This is a genomic window from Mesorhizobium sp. L-8-10, from assembly GCF_016756635.1.
Classification (GTDB): domain Bacteria; phylum Pseudomonadota; class Alphaproteobacteria; order Rhizobiales; family Rhizobiaceae.
This window is the reverse complement of sequence record NZ_AP023263.1, coordinates 7678258-7695960: the sequence shown is the minus strand read 5'-3', so window position 1 is coordinate 7695960 and position 17703 is coordinate 7678258. Positions and strand designations below refer to the sequence as shown.

Sequence of the window (17703 nt, the reverse complement as noted above, 5' to 3'; positions counted from 1 at the left end):
TGATGCGGCATGAGCTGTTGCGCGCATCGCCAGACGCCGGCCTCCGCGACGCCGCTCGACGGGGCGGCCCGGCGCGCCGACATCGTCCGCATCGCGGACCCCACGCCGCCCCCGCGGATCGGCTTTTCGGGCGGCAGGAGCCACGTCGGCACCTTGCGTCCTGAAATCCGCTCCGACGGCGAAGGCCTCGTCCGCGAGGTCAGGCTGCGCCCCTTCGCGGTCGACGCGGCACCGGTTACCAATGCGCGGTTCGCCGCCTTCGTCGCCGAGACCGGGTATCGGACCGAGGCGGAGCGCCTCGGCTGGGGGCCGGTCTTCCGCGGCCTGCTTGCCGATCCGTCGGCTCACCCGCCGTCGCCATCGAGCACGCCCTGGTGGGTGTATTGCGAGGGAGCCTGGTGGGCCGAGCCCGAAGGCCCTGGCAGTCACGTGCGCGACCGCGCCGACCACCCGGTCACCCACATGTCGTGGGCCGACGCCGGAGCCTTCGCCCAATGGGCCGGCGGCCGCCTGCCCACCGAAGCGGAATGGGAGCATGCGGCGCGCGGCGGGCTCGCAGGCGATCCGCGCTTCCCGTGGGGCGACCGTGAGCCGGACGACACCGATTTCCTGCCCTGCAACATCTGGCAGGGCCGCTTTCCGGGCGACAACGCCTGCGCCGACGGATGGCTGGGAACCTCGCCGGTCGGCGCCTTTGCGCCCAACCGGGCGGGGCTCCACGACGTGGTCGGCAATGTCTGGGAATGGACCTCGGAACCCTTCACGATCCGTTCCGCCTCGCGCGCCGCCAGGCTGCGCAACAGGCAGGCGGCCGAGGCGAGCCAGAAGACGATGAAAGGCGGCAGCTTCCTCTGCCACATCAGCTATTGCTACCGCTACCGCATCGCCGCGCGCTCCGGCACGTCGGCCGACAGCGGGTCATCGAACACCGGACTGCGGGTCTTCTACGACTAGGCAGATTCCGGAAAACTGTCCCACGGTTTTCCGACGGGAACCTGCGACAGAACAAAAGGCCTGAGCAGACCATTCGTTGGCTGGCCAGGGAATGTCTGCTTGGTGAGCGGTCGAGCAACGCGGCTGACCAGTCGCTGTGCCGCCGGCGGAACCTTCTGCTTTGGGTGTCAACTGGACGACCGGCCGGTTCGCGGAGCGAATTCATCGTGCCAGCGGCACGATGAAAGGCCAGCGAACGCCGGGACGCTGCGAAGCAGCGGGGACCCGGCCGGGCGTCCGGCAGGACAGTGAGGGGCAAGCCAGGGGCGACAGCACCGCACATCCTTCGCCAGATTTTTGGTCGAAGCGATTCGGTCAATTTTAGACGCCGCCTTACGCCCCAACGGCAGCAGATTCGGGTGGCCCCGACGGATCACGGAAGCGGATCCTGCGTTTGCGCTGAAAAACGTCCGCTGCGATGGAAGTCGCGGTGTCGAGATCCATGGTCCGAGGGACGCCTTCTCCCTCCAGGAGTCTACGGTCGGGCTCCCCGTTTGGCCGCGCGGAACTATTGGGAGCGAGCTCATATCTCATATATCAATAATTGACGCAGTTTCATAAATATGTAGGTTACACATGGTATCATCGACATCGCAACCATCAGGGATGTGTGCCAGGCAGTGATCACGTCCGCGCAATTGCGAGCCGCCAGATCCCTGCTGGGGATCGACCAGCGCCAGCTCGCGGAACTCTCCGGACTTTCCGTGCCGACCGTCCAGCGCATGGAGGCGAGCGAAGGTGTTGTTCGCGGCAATGTCGATTCGCTCATGAAGCTGATCGCCGCCTTGGACCAGGCGGGCATCGAGTTGATCGGCCCCGGCGCCGTCAGCCAGGGCGGCGGGCGCGGCGTACGCCTGAAGGCAGGCCTGGGCAGCGGCAGGTCTGACGGGCAGACCGGAAACGTGGGGGCGTAAAGAGCACTGCGATGAGCCCGGTGGTCTTCCTCCTGCTGTGCGTCGCGGTGCTCCTCGGCACGGTCGTTCTGGCTGTTTGCCTTGCCCGATCGAAGGTGGCGACGATTTGGGTCTACTGCCTCGTGCTGGCCGCTTGTCTCGCCGCTGCGGTGACGGCGCTGGCCGTGCTCACGGGAAGAGGCGGGCCTTTCACCGTCGCCTTGCCGCTTGGGTTGCCTTGGGTCGGGGCGAACTTTCGTCTCGACGCCCTGTCGGCCTTCTTCCTTCTCGTCATCAACCTCGGCGGCGCGACGGCGAGCCTCTACGGACTGGGCTATGGCGCGCATGAGGAGGAGCCGCATCGGGTCCTGCCGTTTTTCGCGGCCTTCCTTGCCGGCATGAACCTCGTGCTGCTTGCCGGCGACGCCTTCGTCTTCCTCTTGTCGTGGGAGTTCATGTCGCTCGCCTCCTGGGCGTTGGTGATGGCTCACCACCACGATCCTGAGAACCGCCGCGCCGGCTACATCTATCTCTTGATGGCGAGTTTCGGCACGCTGGCGCTGCTGCTCGCTTTTGGCCTGCTGGCGGGGCCGGGCGGCGACTTCGCTTTCGAGGCGATCCGGCAGGGCACGCACAGCCCGGTCATGGCCGCGCTGGTGCTTGTTCTCGTCCTTGTCGGCGCCGGGTCGAAGGCGGGCCTTGTGCCGTTGCATGTCTGGCTGCCGCTGGCCCACCCCGCCGCCCCCAGTCATGTCTCTGCGCTGATGAGCGGCGTCATGACCAAGGTCGCCATCTACGCCTTCATCCGCGTCGTCTTCGACCTCGTCGGCCCGCTGCCGTGGTGGTCGGGGATGCTGATCCTGGCCTTCGGCGGCGCGAGTGCCGTGCTCGGCGTGCTGCAGGCGATCATGCAGGACGACCTGAAGCGGTTGCTTGCCTATTCGACGATCGAGAATATCGGGATCATCTTCGTCGGGCTCGGCCTGGCGCTTGCTTTCCGAAGCAACGGCATGGCGATGGCCGCGGCCCTGGCGCTCACCGCAGCGCTCTTCCACGTGCTCAATCATTCCTTTTTCAAGAGCCTGCTGTTCTTCGGTGCCGGCGCGGTTCTGACCGCGAGCGGCGAACGCCGCCTGGAGCGGCTCGGCGGCCTGATCCACCGCATGCCGGTTACCAGCTTCCTGTTCCTCACCGGGTGCGTCGCGATCTCGGCGCTGCCGCCGCTCAACGGCTTCGTCTCGGAATGGCTGACCTTCCAGGCCGTGCTGCTCAGCCCCGACCTTCCGCAATGGGGCCTGAAGATCATGGTGCCCGCGGTCGGCGGCACCTTGGCGCTCGCCGCGGCTCTGGCAGCAGCGACCTTCGTCAAGGCTTTCGGCATCACCTTCCTCGGACGTCCGCGCAGCGAAGCCGCGCGCACGGCGCACGAGGTCGACCGTTTCTCGCTCGCGGCCATGGCGATCCTCGGCCTGCTCTGTCTTCTGGCGGGCATTCTGCCCGGTTTCGTCATCGACATGCTGGCGCCTGTCACTCGCCTGCTGGCGGGCGGCGCGGTGCCGGAGCAATCGGCGCTGCCCTGGCTTTCGATTGTGCCTGCTGCGAAAAGTGGCAGCTCCTACAATGGCTTGCTCGTCTTCCTGTTCATCACGCTCTCGGCGCTGCTGGCGACGTGGGCGATCCATCGCTTCGCATCGCACAGGTTGCGGCGTGCGCCCGCCTGGGACTGCGGGTTTCCTGATCCGAGCCCGCTCACCCAATATTCGGGCTCCAGCTTCGCGCAGCCGATCCGCAGGGTTTTCGTCGCACGCGCCTTCGGCGTACACGAAAAGGTCGCGATGCCTGCTCCCGGCGACGTGCGGCCGGCACGCTTTGCGCTCGTCGTGCCCGACCCCGTGTGGGATCGGCTCTACCAGCCGCTCTGCGGCGTTGTGGATTTCGTTGCGCAGCGGATCAACCATCTCCAGTTCCTGACGATCCGGCGCTATCTCAGCCTGGTCTTTTTTGCGCTCGTCTTCCTGCTCCTGGTGCTCGCCATATGGAGCTGATCGAAAGCCTCCTCGTGCAGGGCATGCAGATGGCGCTGGTGCTGTTGGCGGCGCCGCTGCTCGCCGGCTACGTCCGCAAGATCAAGGCGCGGCTGCAGCGCCGGCAAGGCCCGCCGATCCTCCAGCCATATCGCGACATTCTCAGGCTGCTGAAGAAGGAGGCGGTGATCGCCGAAAGCGCCTCGTGGCTGTTCCGGGTCGCACCCTACATGATCTTCGCCGCAACCTGGGTGGCCGCAGCACTCGTTCCGACATTCGCCACCGGCTTGATGTTCTCCTGGTCGGCCGATCTCATCGCCATCACCGCCCTGCTCGGCAGCGCGCGCTTCTTCCTAGCGCTCGCCGGCATGGATGTCGGCACCGCCTTCGGCGGCATCGGCTCCAGCCGCGAGATGATGATCGCGTCGCTGGCGGAGCCTGCGATGCTGCTCATCGTCTTCACCATGGCGCTGGTGGCGCGCTCCACGCAGCTTTCCGACGTGGCCGCCATGCTCGCCTCACCCGAGGTCGGGCTGCGTGTTTCCCTGGGCCTTGCGCTGATCGCGCTCGTCATAGTCGCCATCGCCGAGAACGGCCGCATCCCGGTGGACAATCCGGCGACGCACCTCGAACTCACCATGGTGCACGAGGCGATGGTGCTCGAATATTCGGGCCGGCATCTGGCGATGATCGAGATCGCGTCGTTCCTGAAACTGCTTCTCTACGTCTCGCTGATCGGCTGCATCTTCGTCCCATGGGGCTTCGCCGGCACGGGCAGCGGCCTGTGGCGCTATGCTCTCGGTTTCGCCGCCTATGGCGCAAAGCTCGCCGTTGCCGGCCTCCTGCTTGCCCTTTTCGAGACCTCCATCGCCAAGATGCGGGTCTTCCGCCTCCCCGATTTCGTCGGCGCCGCGCTGATGCTCGGCCTGCTCGGCACCTTGCTCCTTTTCGTCTCGCGGAGCCTCTAGATGGGACACGGCCTGACATTCGACATCGCCCATCTTCTGGCCGGCGGGCTGGTGCTGGTGAGCTTCCTGATGATCTCGCAGCATCGGCTCTACGCGCTGCTCAATGCCTTCGCGCTGCAAGCGGTCCTGCTCGCCGCTTCCGTGGCCTGGCAGGCTTATGTGCAGGAAGCGCCGCATCTGTACATCACGGCGTCGATTGCCCTCGTCTTCAAGGCGATCGTGATCCCGGTCGGGCTGCACCGCATCATCCAGCGGCTCGGCATCCATCGCGAGATCGAGACCGTGATCGGCTCGGGCGCCACCATGCTCGCAGGCATGGCGCTGGTGGCGCTTTCGATGGCCGTCATGCTGAAGGTCACCACCGATGCCGATCCGCTGGCGCGTGAGGATCTGGCTTTTTCGCTGTCGGTCGTGCTGCTCGGCCTGCTGATGATGGTCAGCCGGCGCAATGCCGTGAGCCAGGTCGTCGGCTTCATGTCGCTGGAAAACGGGCTTGTGCTCGCCGGTACCGGCGCACGCGGCATGCCGCTGGTGGTCGAGATCAGCGTCGCCTTCTCGATCCTGATCGCCTTTTTCGTGATCGGCGTCTTCCTGTTCCGCATCCGCGAGCGCTTCGACACGGTTGATGTCCAGGCGCTCGACAGCTTCCGCGGAGAGCGCCGATGATGCCTGCCGCTTCCGCTGCAGTGGCGCTCGTCCTGCTGATACCGGTCGGCGCGGCGGCGATCCTGGCGCTGCTGCCGGGCTACCGTGTGACGGCACGCCTCAACATTGCCGCCTCCGGCCTGACCTTCCTTGCCTCGCTCGCGCTGTTCTTCGCCGCACGGCCGGAGCCGGGCTCCTATCTTTTCGTCGACGATCTCAACATCGTCTTCATCGTGCTCAACACCTTCGTGGGCTTCACGACCAGCATCTTCTCGGCGAGCTATATCGGCCACGAGTTGGAGACAGGGCGGCTGACGCCAACCTATCTGCGCTTCTACCACGCCATGTACCAGGTCATGATGGCGGGCATGAACCTTGCGCTGACGGCCAACAATATCGGCCTGATGTGGGTCGGGATCGAGCTTGCCACGCTGACGACCGTGCTCATGGTCGGCATCTACCGCACGCACGAGGCGCTGGAAGCCGCCTGGAAATATTTCATCCTCGGCAGCGTCGGCATCGGCCTGGCATTGTTCGGCACGATCCTGGTCTACATGGCCGCGCTGCCGGTCGTCGGCGAAGGCGTGGACGGCATGGTGTGGACGGTCCTGGTCCGGAACGCTCCGCGCTTCGAGCCCGCGCTCATCAACGTCGCCTTCGTCTTCCTGCTGCTCGGCTACGGCACAAAGGTGGGGCTGGCGCCGCTGCATGCCTGGTTGCCGGACGCCCATGCCGAAGGCCCGACGCCGATTTCGGCCGTGCTTTCGGGGCTTCTGCTCAACGTCGCGCTCTATGCGGTGCTGCGCTTCAAGATCCTGCTCGCGGCCAACGAAGGCGCGATCGCACCCGGGCCGCTGATGGTGACGCTCGGCTTGGTCTCGCTGATCTTCGCCGCGCTGATGCTCTACCGCCGGCGCGACATCAAACGGCTGTTCGCCTATTCGTCGATCGAGCACATGGGCATCATCACCTTCGCCTTCGGCATGGGCGGGCCGTTGGCGAACTTCGCCGGGCTGCTGCACATGGTCATGCACAGCCTGACCAAATCCGGCATCTTCTTCGCGGTCGGCCATATCGCCCAGATCAAGGACTCGCAACGGATCACCGATATTCGCGGCTTGACTGAGACGCATCCCTGGCTCGGCTGGAGCCTGGTCGTCGGCGTCGCCGCGATCGCCGGCCTGCCGCCGTTCGGCGTCTTCATGAGCGAGTTCCTGGTCGTGACGTCCACTTTCGCGCGCGAGCCGTTGCTCGCGGTCCCGCTCGTGCTCGGCATCCTTCTGGCGCTCGGCGCGCTTTTCTATCATCTCAACGACCTGGCCTTCGGCGAGCCGACGGGCAGCACCAAGCCTTCGGAAGCCTCCTACGTGCCGATGATCGTGCATTTCGGCCTGGTGCTGATGGCCGGCATCTTCCTGCCGCCGATGCTGGTGTCATGGTTCCAGCACATTGCAAGGATCCTGGGTTAGCGCCATGGCGGTCCTGATCGACTTTCTCAGCCAGGGAAGCGCACAGCCGCAGCACAGGCCGTGGCCGCGCGCGGTCGTCGAGCCGGACCTCTGGTCCGAAGCCGCCCGGCGTCTGGGCGTCGGCGAGTGGAGCCTGCTCGGCCTGTGGGCCGAAGCCAGGGCCGTTCACATGGCGCTGCTCGACGAGGCATCCGGCGAGATCGGCATCGCCAGCCTTGGCTGCCCGGACGGCCGCTACCCTTCCGTGGGACTGCATCATCCGCCGGCCATCCGCCTCGAACGGGCGATCCGCAGTCTGTTCGGACTGGAGCCGGATGGCCTCCCCGATCAGCGTCCCTGGCTCGACCATGGCAACTGGGACCTGCGCCATCCGCTGGCCGCGGAGCCGCGATCGACGCCGATCGACAAGGGGTATGCCTTCCTGCCGGTCGAGGGAGAGGGGCTGCATCAGATTCCGGTCGGGCCGGTGCATGCCGGCATCATCGAGCCCGGCCATTTCCGCTTCACCGCCAATGGCGAGACGGTGGTGCGGCTGGAGGAGCGGCTCGGCTATGTCCACAAGGGCATCGAAGGGCTCATGGCCGGCGCGACGGTGGCGGCCGCCGCCCGCCTCGCGGCCCGCACCTCCGGCGACAGCACGGTCGCCTGCGGCCTCGCCTTTGCGCGAGCGGTTGAGGCGGCGCTGGGCGCGGAGGTTCCGCCGCGTGCCGTCTTGCTGCGGGCGCTGATGGCCGAGATGGAACGCATCGCCAACCACCTTGGCGATTTCGGCGCCATCTGCAACGACGCCTCCTTCTCATTGATGCTTGCCCATTGCGCGGTGCTGCGCGAGAGGGTTCTGCGCGCGGCGAACGGGGTGTTCGGCCACCGGCTGATGCGCGACCGCATCGTGCCCGGCGGGGTCTCCACGGATGTCGATCGGGAGGGCGTCGCGGCGATCCGCGCTGTCGCCGCGGAAGTTGGCGCCCGCCTTCCCGCCCTCGTCGATCTCTACGACAACACCACCTCGCTGCAGGACCGCACAGCCTTGACCGGCATCCTCAAGCCCGCGCTTGCCTGTCAATATGCGGCGGGCGGCTATGTTGGCCGCGCGTCAGGGCGCAAATTCGACGCGCGCAAGGCGCCGGGCTACGCGCCCTACGACGGGCTCGACTTCAGCGTGCCGACGCTCGAGGACGGCGACGTCAATGCGCGGGTCTGGATACGCATTCGCGAGATCGAGCAAAGCCTGTCGCTGATCGCGCAGCTTCTCGACCGCCTGCCCGAAGGACCGACGCGTATCGACCTGCCGGCGGCCACGGAGACCCGCGAAGGCATGGCGCTCGTCGAAGGTTTCCGCGGCGACATCCTGGTTTGGCTGAAAGTCGCTCCCGACGGCACCGTGGCGCGCTGCCATCTGCGCGATCCGTCCTGGTTTCAGTGGCCGTTGTTGGAAGCCGTCATCGAGGGCAACATCGTCGCCGACTTCCCGCTCTGCAACAAATCCTTCAACTGCTCCTATTCTGGCCACGACCTGTGAGAAAGCTGCTGTTCCAAAGCCTCATCCGGTCGCCGCTGACCGAGACCGCGCCCTCGGCGGAGGACAGGGCGCTTGCGGAGCTCGCCGGTTCGCTCGGCCGCGCCTCGCGGCGCCGGCTCGGCCGCTCGCTGTCGATCCGCGAGGTGGATGCCGGTTCCTGCAATGGTTGCGAACTGGAAATCCATGCTCTCAACAACGCCCTCTACGACATCGAGCGCTTCGGCCTGCGCTTTGTCGCCTCGCCGCGCCATGCCGATGTCCTGCTGGTGACCGGCCCGGTGACGAAGAACATGCGTATGGCGCTGGAACGCACTTACGACGCCACACCCGATCCGAAATGGGTCGTGGCGGTTGGCGACTGCGCCTTTGACGGCGGCTGCTTCGCGGGTTCTTATGCGGTGGTGGGCGGGGTTTCAGCCGTCCTGCCGGTGGATCTTCACATCCGCGGCTGTCCACCATCTCCATCTGAGATTTTGAAGGGACTGCTGGCGCTTTTGGAACATGCGTCGGCCTGAACGCTGGGATTTCCCGCCGCGGAGATCAACCCGCTTCCCTGTGTGTCCGTGCTCCCACTGGACTACGGCGGGAAGGATCCGAGACCATCGTCATCACCTCCTGTCTCGTCGGCACGGACGGTCACCGACGGCCGCTCTTGGAATGGGAGTCGGCTCGCCTGAATGACCGCGTTGGGGGCCGTGTCCTGACGGCCGGCTTTTGGGAAGCGCTCGACATTGAGCTGCTGTTCTGGGGCCGCCCGATCGGGCAAAGTATGCCCGGTCAGCTTTCGACCCCATTGCGGACGTTTACCTCGTGCCTGACGCCTCCCGAAACTTGCCGTCCCATAGCTCGCGACGAACGCTCGAGCAAGTTCAGAAGCGGTCTGGTCACTAGCGTTCAACATCCCACTTCCAGCATTCGGCAAGGAGTTTCTTGACCCACGGCAGAGTGTGGACATAGGTTGCATTGAATACGCAGAGGGGGCGTTTTAGTTGAGCACTGCATTCGACGAAGTCGTTTTGGCCTTAGGCGATCCCGACACCGCAGAAAGTGGCGGCGCTCACAATCAGAAGGGAATCGAATTTCAGAAGAACTGGGCGATCGTGAAAATGTTCTCCTTGAAGGAGAAGGCAACAATCGACTTCCTGTTTCTATTTGAGGCTGTCCAAGACGTCGCCATACTAAACTCTTCTACCGCCCCAACCAGCATAGAAGTCTTTCAGGTCAAGAAGAAAGATCGCATGGAATGGACGTGGGCTTCGCTCACGAACCTGCATGCCCCCGACGATCCTTCAAAGAAGGCCAAGAGCAAGGCCAAGAAAACGAAGCCGCTTGATGGGGTCGCCGAGAGCCCACTCGGAAAGCTCTTTGCCTCACTCGCCAGTTTCAAGACCTTGGAAAGTTCGGGACGTTTTATTTCCAACGCGGGATGCAATCTTGTGCTCGCTTCAGGCGGCAACGTCGCAACGTCCCTCCCGGTCGCGCTTTCCGAACTCCCCTCGCACTTCACCGATCTGCTTCAGGCCGCGCTCGACTCCGTGCATAAGCCAGGCAGCGCGAAACCTGACTTGTCGAAGATTGTGCTCGAAAAGGTCGACGTACCTGTGGATGACGCGCAAACCTATACAATAGGCATCGTGCACAAGTATCTGGACAAGGTGAGCCCCTTGCATGCTGGTCAGGCTCGGTCTTTCGTCGAAAGCCTACTAGCCAAGCTCGGCCCGCTTGGAGCGAAAACGGCGAAGGCCACGACAATAGACGAAATGAGGTCGAGGCACGGCTATAGCTTGGGACAGCTTAACGCCGCGCTGGGCGACCTCCAGCAGACCCCCGACATAGAATTCCATCTTAAGCAATGGCTGGACCAGCTCGCGAAGGAAGGGCTTGTATTCTGGGAGGTTTCGCAGATACGCGCAGCGGCCAGTGCGATACTCAGCCGGAAGCTGTTCGGGACCCCACTGCCTGCCGACGTCGAGATTTCAGCATGCTGCGATGCGTGGTTAGGGATCAACAAGATCGGCACGAATCTCATGCCTGTTTTCGAAAGCGGGACGAACCATCTCCTAGCGGAATTTTCCTGGGCCAAGAAGGCCGAACTTCAAGCTCATTTTTTGCTGAAAGCGATCGAGCAATGCGTGGACCCGAGCTAGCGCGCCTCGTCAGGAGCCTACGGACAAAGTCATATGAAAAACTTCAGATTCAAAAGCATATGGCTGCTCTCAGAAAGCGAGCAGCGGGCAAGGTCGGAGAGCTTCAGTCCGAAAAAGACATTGTTGGTGGGGATGAACCACACCGGCAAATCGAGCCTGATTAAGTCCCTCTTCACTGCCCTCGGAGCCTTTCCCACCGGCGAACTTGATCGATGGAGCAAGGACGCGACGGTTCTGGTCGAGTTTTCCATTGATGGCGTGAGCCATTATGTGGTCCAGCAACACAATCATCGCGGACTTTTTGACGCTGACGGAAATCTGGATTTCGCTTCCGCGAATGCGACCGACTGGGGTCGTAGATTTGCTGACCTCGTGGGGTTCAACTTGGTTCTTACGGACCAGCAATTAAAGTCGGTGACGGGGGATGCGAGAACATTCTTCCTGCCCTTCTACATCAACCAGGATGGAAGCTGGCTGGCTAACTGGTCGACATTTGCCAATTTGAAGCAGTATAGAAATCCGGTCGACTCCGTTCTTGAGTATTTCACGGGCGTCAAGCCGCCGGCCTATTATGAGCTCAATTCGCAGAAGCTGGTCCGCCAGAAGGAACTCGCCGAGCTTAGAGGCGAAGAGAAAGTCATCAAAAGCATCAGGGATCGGTTCGGCAAGACCGTTCCCCTCGATGGTCCGAAGACGATACCGGACGTTTTCGACCAGGACATTGCGCGGTTGACAGAAGAGATCACGGCGCTGAACGTTGAGCAGGAGCAACTCAGGAACACGCTCGTACGGGAGAAGGAAACCGCCGAAAGCCTCAGCCTCCAAGTCAAAATGGCGGAGCAGGCTCTGGCCCACTACGACAGTGATGCCGCGTTCCTGCAAACAGAGCCGCACGAAGTGCTGGTTTGCCCTATCTGTCATGCGGAACACGACAAGACCTTCATGGACATCCTGCGCTATGCTGAGGATGCTCGCATCCTTCGAAATCTCGCCGTCCAATTGAAAGATGATTCTCGAAAGGCAAACGATATCCTGCAGAAATCGAAGGCTCGTCTTAGGATACTCGACGACAACTACAATCGGATTTCGGCCATTCTCGAGACGCGACGCGGCGATCTACGGCTGGACGATGTTGTCCGAGCCATGGGCGCCGAATCTGCGTTTGCTGCCTTCGAGGCCGAACTGGTTGAGCTCGAAGCGAAGATCGATCCCTTGGTGATCGCGATCGATAGCTTAACCGCGCGGCTTGGCGAGCTGACCAGCACAAAAAGGTCCAAGGATATCCTCTCTATCTTCCGGACGTCTTATGCGGCTGCGTTGCAGACGCTCAATATGCCGCCCGTTGAGACCAAGGGAATGAAGCTGACCAGTCGCCCAAAGCTTTCCGGGAGCGGCGGACCGAGGTCCATATTGGCATACTACGCGGCTCTCTGGCACACTTCACTAAGTGAATACGGTTCGTTTTCTATGCCTGCGGTCATAGACTCACCCCAGCAACAAGGACAGGACGCCGCGAACTTACCGGTAATGATCGAGTACATCGCCACCAGATTACCGGCTGACATGCAGGTCATACTGGCTGTGGAAGCGCCGACGACGTTCAGTTTCGATAAGGTGATCGAATTCGATGAGGCCTATCACCTCCTGAAAGCAGATCAGTACCGCCAGATCTATGAGTTTATGCGCCCATTCACAGACGCTATGTACGAAGCTTTGCTTGGCAGTGAAGACCCGGGCGAAGAGGAGCCAGCTTCGTAGTAAGCGTTGTATCCGTGAGCAGCTAACTCATCGCGTGAATGACCGCTTCCTGGCTTTGTCGTCCAGAAGCAGTCGGGCAGGAAACCACCCCATAACGCACGAGGCCGTCGAGATTTCTCGCCTGTCGAAGCGGCCATCCGCGCTGAGTCGGATGACCGCTCAACGTCAGATTTCGGTTCGCTCGGCCAGGAGCAGCGCGTCCTCCACGTCGACACCAAGATACCGAACGGTGTTCTCAATCTTGGAGTGACCGAGTAAGATCTGGATGGCTCGGATATTGCCCGTCGCCTTGTAGATCATCGAAGCCTTCGTGCGACGAAGTGAGTGAGTGCCATATTCTTCTGGCCGCAGCCCGATCGCGGTCACCCACTCGTCAACGAGGCGGGCGTACTGCCTTGTGCTCATGTGGTGTGCGTGATCGATCCGGCTCGGGAAGGCATAGTCGTCGACCGTTCCGCCACGCCGTTCGAGCCAAGACAGGAGGCTGACCCTGACATCGTTGGTGATCTCGAACTGGACCGGGCGCCCTGTCTTCTGCTGAATCACGATTGCGCGGGTCCTGACCTCAGGGCCGGCGACCACATCACGAATCCTGATCTTGACCAGGTCGCAGCCGCGAAGCTTGCTGTCGATGGCAAGATCGAACAGCGCGCGGTCACGAATGCGCCGCTCGCGATCGAGGAAGAAGCGGACGGCCCAAATCTGCTTCTGCGTGAGCGGACGCTTTGTGCCGACCTTCTTTCCAGCGTTCCAAGCTGCACGCTCGCGGCTGGCATCATCGAATTGAGAATATCCCATTTGAGTTCTCCTCGGCCTTGATTGGCCAAGGAAGAAACGGCGCGGGCGTTACGGGGCCGTAACCGGACTGTCGGGTCTCGTAGCCTTCACGCAGAAAGCCGTCGTTCTGCAGCCAATTCCTTTCAAGTCGTCGTCATCATTGACCGCCTCCTGAAATCCGTCGTTGTCAATGCGATCACCTGTCGGCTTAGTTGCGAATCAGTACGCCGGTGACGTCTTGGCTGCGTTTGGCGACCTAGCTCCTGCTTGGCTGCCCCACACGGTCAAGATGACGGCGAATGGCGGTCGCCGGTTTGATGCTATCGGTGGTGTTGTGATCGGCGACATGAGCCAAAGCCCGGCCGGCCGTCAGGCCGGATGCGCCCGAAACCCAGGTAAGCGACGATAAGGAAGCAGCTAGGAGGATATGATGCGTCGAACCCTCGAAGAAGAGTTCAAGACCATCGATTACGTGCTGAGCTCCGGCATAGAGACCCGCGGTGTCGACGCGTTTTGTCTCGCGTGGATCAAATACGAGCGACAGCAACGGAAGATCTGCTCCTTTCTGGTATTCCAAGCCTCGGCGATCAAACCGACCGACGCCTCATCTGTTCGCCGAGCGCTCGCGAACAATGTAGGCATAGGTCATACGGGCTTTCGTAGCGGCATACAGCGGCTGACTAATTTGCGGCTCAAGGACGAATTCGGGGATCGTTATGCACCGCTCAACAATGCCTTGGATCGGGCTTCGAAAGCCCGCGATAAGATTTTTCACGGCCAGCAGACCGGCCAAGGCTATTCGAGGGTGCAACTCGTCGTAATGGTCGAGAACATCCGGGAATGGTGCGGGCTGCTGGCAGCGCTCAGTGCCGCCAAATTCGGCTACGATGGCTTTGCGGCAACAAATTCAATGTTGAAAGCAGGCAACTTGCTGCTGACGGCCACCGTCGATAAAGCATTGGAAAAGCTCGGCTGGGAAGCTTTCATTAAGCAGCTTTAGGTGCGCGCGATAGGAATGCGCAATGGGTGACGTACCGCCCTTCCACGATGCGACAATGGGTGCATGTACCGCATGCGGGTGGGCCGACCAGGCGTTTAGCCCAACGCGAACCCGAATTCGGGTGACGCCCCGTCCAGTGCCAACACTCACCGGTCAGCATCATGCCAGATGAAGAACGCTGGATAGAAATCCTCAGGGATTGCATTTGCAGAACAAGTTGGTTGAATCAGAATCATACTAGTTCCCCACAAACTGCAACGTCGAGTGTTCGGATGAAGGCGGTGTATCTACCCCTAAGGACCGCGGTTCCGGTAAGATGACCGCGTCAGATAGTCAGTCAATACGGCACCCAGTCGGACAGCCGGTCTTTCTATTTTACACGGCGGCACCACGCGAGACCGTCGCCGATCCGATGCTTGAGCGGCAAAAGTAAGAGGCTCTTCTAGGGGGGATGAATGAGGAGACAAGTTGATCTGCAGGAAGCTGTGAATGCCGTTTCAGACGTAGTGCAGAACCGACCGCGGCCGATCCGTGATTTCGACCAGATTCACATGAAGGTCGGCGACATGGTCATGCAAAGCGAGATCGTGGCGGATTGGGCGGACAACAAACGGCTGGCCTTCATCGGTGACGGGGACGCGATCAGCGTGTGCGTCGCCTATCTCAAGGCCAGGGAGGTCCTCGACTTCGGCCCCACCAAGATTACAGTCTTCGACTTTGACGAGCGGACGGTCCAGTCGGTCAAGAGGTTCGCCGACAAGGAGCGGATCGAGCATCTCGACGCCCAGCTGTATAATGTGCTCGAGCCGTTCCCCGAAACGACCCAGTTCGACTGCTTTTACACCAACCCGCCTTGGGGCGCGTCCAACGGCGGCGAAAGCGTTAACGTTTTCGTCGATCGCGGGATCGAGGCCGTGAAGGGGATCGGCGACGGGATGATCGTGATCGCCGATGACGACGATCGGCCTTGGCCCAAGGTGGTGCTCGCCAACGTCCAGCGACATGCGAACGAGCATGGTTTCTTTGTCTCGCGCATGCAGCGAAAGCTGCACCAATATCACTTGGACGACGATCCGGACTTGAGGTCCTGCAATCTCTTCGTCACCTCGCTACCCGACCGGCAGCTGCTAAAGGGGCCGAGCCAACCCATTGCGGCCGAGCGGATGGCCAACTTCTATGGAATGTCGCAACCACCCAAAGTTCGATACGTGCGGGAGAGGAAAAGGCCCGACTGGGGCAAGGCCCCGGATGAAGAGTATTACGTCGAGTATCTGGAAGGACCAACGACATGAACGAGATTTTCAAGCCGGGCGCAGGTGTCCTCTTCATGAAGGTCGGTACCCACGCCAATGAAGGCCTCGACGACATCATCGCCCGCAAGACCAAAGAGATCGACGAAGCGGGTTATGCAATGTGGGGCTATGGCGGCAACACCTGCCACCCCAGCTCGATGGTGCAGCCGTTCGCCGGCACCTTCGCGGCAAAGGGGGCTCCCATCCACCTGGTGATGGAGCAGATGACATCCAACCACTTCGCGGAGCCACTCGAAGCGGCCGAATACTCATCCGATAATAAGAACTGGACGAATATTCCGCCGGAGATCCGGGTGCTCGGCTCGAGGTTCGCCCTAGTGATCAAGGACCTCCAACAGGTCGACATGTCCCTTCCGCTGGACCAGACGCGCGTACCCGTCGGCCCGAGCACAGGTCGGATCGGCAGCAAGTATATCGCGGGCAAGGTCGACAAGGCATGCCTCGAAATCCTCGACGCACCCGTTCTGCTGAATGATCAGGAACCCAAGTTTCGCAAGATCAATCTGGTCGCGACCTTGCGGGCGCCATATGCCGTGTTCCTAAGAAACTTCCGAAGCTAGGTCATCGAAGCTGGCGACCAATAGGTCGCCCGTCTCAGACCGAAGTGCATTGGTGTAGCTTTCAAGGCCCACGACGACCGACTGGACTTCGACGTTACGGCTCGAGCACTGGAAGCAAATCGCGACGGCCCTGTCGGAAGCGCGCTCGCGACAGACCGCCTCCCTTATCGGGCCAAGGTCGTCCCCTTCGATCATGGTTTTCAGGATTTGCTCCAAGCAAACCAACTTTTTACGTATCATCGGCAAGACGATGCTGACGGCCGTGGCCGCTCTCTTGTCGCCCGTAACCAATGCCAGGCCGCCGCGGCTCAAAAGCATCGCGACCAATTGGCTTTCGCCGGCATCGAGGGAAAGATTAGCTGCGGAGGCCGCGGCCTCAAAATCGGCAGCCGTCTCGACCTCCTCTGGCGTAGGCTCGAGCAGCCGGGCACCCGCGAGGGCGATGTCGAGGTTGGCCCTGGTGTTGGCCACATCGACCAAAACCTTGGTTTTTTCAACCCGAGACCTGAGGGTGAACCTCGCCAATCCGAGGATCGCGGGAGGCAGCTTGCACCAGGTACAGAGCTCGATCAAACGGGTGGCTGCACCGTAGGTGCATATTTTGAGGACTACATCGTTATCCAGGTAAAGTCCGTCAGACATCGCTCAACTTCAGCAACGCCTCGACGAAGCTTCGGTCGTCTTCCAACAACGCCGACCAATCGATCTCATTCCTTGCCAGGGTGTTGATCGCTTTCCATATCGGCACCGGTTCGCCGTAGATTCGTCTTAGCGCCGACATGACCACGGGCCAGTTGTGTTGGAGGTGCCCAACGCAAAGGGCGAGCGTGCCGGGTTCGATGCGATGTTGCGGGCCGGCTTGCGTCACTGCAGCGGTCAACATCGTATGGTTGTAGCGAGCCATCTCGGTCGTGATTTCCGGCTTCGGCGATCCAGTAAGAAGCGTCAGGGCGTATTCATCTGCCGCCTTCTCTTCGTCATCGGCCTCCTTGGCCTTGATTGGATCCTCGATGTCGACCAGTGCGCTACCCGGCGCGACGTGGGCGAGTGCAAGATGGCCGATTTCGTGAGCGAGTGTGAACGCCAGGAGCGCCGGATAGCTGGCGTCACGGCCCAGCATGATCGCGCCAACGTGTCTCTCGCCAACGACCATTGCATGCATAGCCTTGACGACCAGCGGGAAAACCCGGAGATGAACGACGGGGACGCCGAGGGCCCAGCAGGTTTGCGACAAGTTTCGAAGGTCGACGTACTCGTTCGACCGTAGGATGGAGGCGCGCAGTTCTTCAGCGCCGATACCAGAGAAGCCCCGCCCCAGAGGCGCTGCTCGTGTCAACAACCTGCCGACCGACATCCCGAACGAGCTCAGGACCTCCCGTTCAGCATCGGACTCCGTGCCAAGGTGTTTGAACCTGGCCTTGTCCTTCCAAACGAACTCGACGCGTTCCCCCAGTAGGGGCTTGGGCGCCAGACCCAGCTTGCGTGCCAAAGCGAACCGCAGCTCCGCGCGAGCACTTGGGCTTTGCGACAGATCATCCTGCCACCATGTCGGCCATGCCGCATCGATGGCGGCGGGGCTCAATCCGGCCCGGCGCAGGTCCTTGCGGAGTTGATCTGAATCGTTGTCCGCCAAGGCC

The 17703-nt window shown here is 61.9% G+C and carries 16 protein-coding genes; 13 read left to right on the top strand and 3 right to left on the bottom strand.

Translation table 11 applies throughout. From position 1 onward, the window contains the following. Positions 1-9 precede the first annotated feature (9 nt). From JN280_RS35815 to JN280_RS35770, 10 genes are all read left to right on the top strand, one after another. Positions 10-954, top strand: coding sequence for a formylglycine-generating enzyme family protein (locus tag JN280_RS35815; protein WP_202308921.1), 945 nt, complete (start codon positions 10-12; stop codon positions 952-954). 659 nt (positions 955-1613) lie between these two features. Further along, entirely contained in the window at positions 1614-1907 is a 294-nt protein-coding gene (locus tag JN280_RS35810) for a helix-turn-helix domain-containing protein (RefSeq protein WP_202308920.1), read from the top strand. A gap of 11 nt (positions 1908-1918) precedes the next feature. Further along, positions 1919-3931: a hydrogenase 4 subunit B gene (hyfB, locus tag JN280_RS35805; protein WP_202308919.1), complete on the top strand. Its 2013-nt coding sequence runs from the start codon at positions 1919-1921 to the stop codon at positions 3929-3931. Beyond that, a complete protein-coding gene (locus tag JN280_RS35800) occupies positions 3922-4878 on the top strand; it encodes a respiratory chain complex I subunit 1 family protein (RefSeq protein WP_202308918.1) in 957 nt (318 codons plus the stop codon). The genes hyfB and JN280_RS35800 overlap by 10 nt, the downstream gene beginning before the upstream one ends. Next, positions 4879-5544 carry a hydrogenase-4 component E gene (locus tag JN280_RS35795; protein WP_202308917.1) on the top strand — a complete coding sequence of 222 codons (666 nt, stop codon included), beginning with the start codon at positions 4879-4881 and terminating at the stop codon, positions 5542-5544. Further along, entirely contained in the window at positions 5544-6992 is a 1449-nt protein-coding gene (locus JN280_RS35790) for a hydrogenase 4 subunit F (RefSeq protein WP_202315259.1), read from the top strand. The genes JN280_RS35795 and JN280_RS35790 overlap by 1 nt, the downstream gene beginning before the upstream one ends. 4 nt (positions 6993-6996) lie before the next feature. Beyond that, positions 6997-8511: a hydrogenase large subunit gene (locus JN280_RS35785; RefSeq protein ID WP_202308916.1), complete on the top strand. Its 1515-nt coding sequence runs from the start codon at positions 6997-6999 to the stop codon at positions 8509-8511. Beyond that, on the top strand, positions 8508-9026 hold the full coding sequence (locus JN280_RS35780) for an NADH-quinone oxidoreductase subunit B family protein (RefSeq protein WP_202308915.1): 519 nt from the start codon (positions 8508-8510) through the stop codon (positions 9024-9026). The genes JN280_RS35785 and JN280_RS35780 overlap by 4 nt, the downstream gene beginning before the upstream one ends. A 474-nt stretch (positions 9027-9500) precedes the next feature. Further along, complete coding sequence (locus JN280_RS35775) at positions 9501-10658, top strand: dsDNA nuclease domain-containing protein (protein ID WP_202308914.1); 1158 nt, start codon at positions 9501-9503, stop codon at positions 10656-10658. A 33-nt stretch (positions 10659-10691) separates the two neighbouring features. Beyond that, the gene (locus JN280_RS35770) at positions 10692-12416 is read left to right on the top strand and encodes a hypothetical protein (RefSeq protein ID WP_202308913.1); all 1725 of its coding nucleotides are present in this window, start codon (positions 10692-10694) and stop codon (positions 12414-12416) included. A 165-nt stretch (positions 12417-12581) separates the two neighbouring features. Here JN280_RS35770 and JN280_RS35765 read toward each other — a convergent pair whose 3' ends face one another. Continuing rightward, positions 12582-13214 carry a tyrosine-type recombinase/integrase gene (locus JN280_RS35765; protein ID WP_202308912.1) on the bottom strand — a complete coding sequence of 211 codons (633 nt, stop codon included), beginning with the start codon at positions 13212-13214 and terminating at the stop codon, positions 12582-12584. 409 nt (positions 13215-13623) lie between these two features. On the opposite strand from JN280_RS35765, the gene JN280_RS35760 reads away from it, so the two are divergent. The 3 genes from JN280_RS35760 to JN280_RS35750 all read left to right on the top strand — a co-directional run bounded on the left by JN280_RS35760 (position 13624) and on the right by JN280_RS35750 (position 16066). After that, positions 13624-14193 (top strand): hypothetical protein, encoded by a 570-nt coding sequence (locus JN280_RS35760; RefSeq protein ID WP_202308911.1) that lies wholly within the window; start codon positions 13624-13626, stop codon positions 14191-14193. 455 nt (positions 14194-14648) lie between these two features. Then, on the top strand, positions 14649-15485 hold the full coding sequence (locus JN280_RS35755) for a bis-aminopropyl spermidine synthase family protein (protein WP_202308910.1): 837 nt from the start codon (positions 14649-14651) through the stop codon (positions 15483-15485). Next, entirely contained in the window at positions 15482-16066 is a 585-nt protein-coding gene (locus JN280_RS35750; RefSeq protein WP_202308909.1) for a hypothetical protein, read from the top strand. The genes JN280_RS35755 and JN280_RS35750 overlap by 4 nt, the downstream gene beginning before the upstream one ends. Here JN280_RS35750 and JN280_RS35745 read toward each other — a convergent pair. Together JN280_RS35745 and JN280_RS35740 are read right to left on the bottom strand one after the other, a co-directional pair. Continuing rightward, on the bottom strand, positions 16046-16708 hold the full coding sequence (locus JN280_RS35745; RefSeq protein ID WP_202308908.1) for a hypothetical protein: 663 nt from the start codon (positions 16706-16708) through the stop codon (positions 16046-16048). The two genes, JN280_RS35750 and JN280_RS35745, sit on opposite strands and share 21 nt — an antisense overlap. Further along, positions 16701-17699, bottom strand: coding sequence for a hypothetical protein (locus JN280_RS35740; RefSeq protein WP_244742581.1), 999 nt, complete (start codon positions 17697-17699; stop codon positions 16701-16703). Before JN280_RS35740 ends, JN280_RS35745 begins: the two co-directional genes overlap by 8 nt. Positions 17700-17703: the final 4 nt, after the last annotated feature.